Source organism: Clostridium oryzae (assembly GCF_002029235.1).
Taxonomy (GTDB): domain Bacteria; phylum Bacillota; class Clostridia; order Clostridiales; family Clostridiaceae; genus Clostridium_AE; species Clostridium_AE oryzae.
The window spans coordinates 1-2,807 of the sequence record NZ_MZGV01000138.1; the positions used below are offsets into that span (position 1 = coordinate 1).

Genomic DNA, 2,807 nt, shown 5'->3' on the forward strand with positions numbered 1-2,807 from the left:
TGTTTGGTTAGAGATTCAATTATAACATGAAATTGGGGGTCATTGTTTTTTTTATACAAAAAAACTCTGTAACCCTTGATATATAAAGAAATTTTTAAAAGAATAGTGTAAAAAACTTTACACTAACACTATATAGCGGGAGGAATTTATATGAAAAAGAATGTTAAGTTAGAGTTAGCATCAAAGGAAATATTACCAGATGTTTGGATGATTGGAGGCTATATAGCTAACGATTTTTTTCGTAAGCCGCCTTCATCCAACGTCTATATTTTAAAAGATAAAAATACGATATATATTCTTGATCCTGGAAAATACAAATGCTATAAGAAAAAAATTATTGAACTAGTGAATATGTACAAAGAAAAAGGTGTAAACAAAGTTGTACTGCTAATTACGCAGGGACATTTTGATCATGACACTAATAATGATGTTGTTTTAAATACAAGTCTTCCTTGGGAATTTTATCTTCCTGAGGAAGAAGTTCCTACTATGAAATCAGTAGATGATTTTATGAAGGATATTGAGCTGCTGTCAAAGTATGAGAATGTATTTCAAACAATGTTCCCTAAAAGTGGACTAAGTGCAATATTTAGAGGAATTGCAAAGATATCGCCTAATACTGCTAAAACATTGTTGAAGCTACTGATAAAAGTATCTATGGGTACTAGTAATCATTTAGCTGATAAAGCAATTATTCTAAAAGCAGCTCAGAGGATAAAAAAAGACTTTGGCAGCGTATCACTTTATGGATGGGAACTTGGACGGTTTTTTATAGTATTTGATGGTGCTCACTCTCCAGGACACATTTGCATATATGATCCTATAAACAAATTAGTTCTTTCTGGTGACACTACTGTTGAGGTAAATCCTGCCTTTTGTTATAGTTCTCTTAATAGACTTATAGATATTACAGGAAAATTTGAAACTATGGCGGATGAGGGGTATATTGAATATGCTGCAGATTCCCATAGATCAAATAAATATATGTCGGCTTTTATTAAAAGTTTTAATACAAAAGCAGTTAACGATATACAATTAACAGAGTATGCAAAAACAGGTGTTGAGTGCAAAAATTTATTTCATTTTTTCAATGAATACTACAGAGAAATGAAAAGAGAAGTGATTTTAGCACATAGTAAAATTGGGCGGGCTACAGTAGGACAAATTGTAGATGAATTACTTAAGTCTAACAATAAGTATATTAAATTTAAAGCAGCTTTGATATTTCCACAAGCTCCTTCAAGAATGGATGTATTAGTTGTGCAGACATTGATAGAGGAAGGTGCTGCCCCTATAAAAGTAGGGAATAAAATTTTTATTGATCCCGTAAAGTAGAGATTTAAATAATTCATAACGGAACCGTAAATTGTTGTATTGGGCAATCCATAGCTATTAGCAATCATAGAACGGTAGGGGCTATAGCACCACGTTCAGAAAAGCTAGCTTGCAAAATGGTTGAAGATATTGATTTTTTTAACACTTCCTGTATTATTGAATTTGGCCCTGGAACAGGAGTTTTTACAGAAAAGATATTAAATAAAAAGAAGGAAAGTATATTATAGCTATAGAATCCAATACAGCTCTTTATAATATTCTAAAAAATAAATTTGGAAATGGGGCAAACTTCATACTAATTAATGACTCTGCAGAAAATTTAATAGAAATAATAGAAAAATATAAGATAAGCAAAGTTGACTATATTGTTTCTGGACTTCCATTTGCAAGTGTACCTGATGCAGTTAGCAAAAGAATATTATCGGTTACAAAAGAAATATTAAAATCAGATGGAGAGTTTATAACTTTTCAATATACCCTATTTAAAATAAAACTTTTTAGAATATATTTTGATATGATTAAAAGAAAAAAAATCTTTTAAATCTGCCACCAGCTTATATATTGAAATGTAAAATTAGAGAAAGCTATAGTATGTCTATAATGTTTCTATCTGCATTCTTAAAGGCATTTTTATCTATAGAATTAGGTAAAACTTGCTGCAATTCTTTGTTAAATATCAAACAGGACTTGACAAGAGAGTATAGTAGCTATACACTTTTAGTATGATGAATTTAAATAATGAACGAAAAAATAAAATAAGTTATTCCTTGTTAACAGTAATTTACAAGTTTATTGAGAATGATACACAGACCCGTTATTATGGAACTGATACACCTTTATTCAGCTCAGAAATACATATGATAAGAGCAATTAAAGAAGAGGAGGGGATTCATATTACAGGATTGGCAAATAAATTGGGTGTAACAAAAGGGGCTGTATCACAAATTGTTAATAAATTGAATAAAAAGGGCTTCATAACAAAAGAAACTGACTTACATAATCAATCAAAGCTTATTATAAAATTAACTCCAAAAGGTGAAATTGCAGATGCAAATCATGTGAAATTGCATAATAAATTTGATGCATTAATTAATGATATATTAAAAGATGCTTCAAATGAAGAAGTTACTTTCCTAAAGAATTTTTTAAATAAAGTTGAAGAGCAGATTGACGATTTTGAAAAAAAGCTTATGGAATAAATATTTTTTTTAGTCTCTAGGAAATGTTCATGAAAGCGTGTTTTCACCAAGTAGAATGAAAAAGTAATCTTCTTTTTCGTAGGAAATGCCCATGAAAGCGTGCTTTCACCAAGTATAATGAAAATTGGATGCGTTTGTTAATAAAGACGAAATCCTGTCAATAATAAAGAAAGGTGAGGAAGTAAGCCCGTGTAAATTCTGGTAGCAAGAACTCCTTGTAGGAAACTGGCTTCGGTAATTAAAAGTACAAAGTATTGTGCGGAGAGCACGTGT

2 protein-coding genes and 1 pseudogene are annotated in these 2,807 nt (G+C 30.3%); all 3 read left to right on the forward strand.

Annotated features, from left to right (window positions below; translation table 11 throughout):
* Positions 1-150 precede the first annotated feature (150 nt).
* Positions 151-1,335, forward strand: coding sequence for an MBL fold metallo-hydrolase (locus CLORY_RS22605; RefSeq protein WP_079428823.1), 1,185 nt, complete (start codon positions 151-153; stop codon positions 1,333-1,335).
* Positions 1,336-1,373: 38 nt separating this feature from the next.
* Positions 1,374-1,905: pseudogene (locus CLORY_RS23900) on the forward strand (class I SAM-dependent methyltransferase); the annotation flags it as partial.
* Between the two features lie 152 nt (positions 1,906-2,057).
* Positions 2,058-2,534, forward strand: a complete 477-nt coding sequence (locus CLORY_RS22615; RefSeq protein ID WP_079428825.1) for a MarR family winged helix-turn-helix transcriptional regulator — start codon at positions 2,058-2,060, stop codon at positions 2,532-2,534.
* The last annotated feature ends 273 nt before the right edge of the window (positions 2,535-2,807 follow it).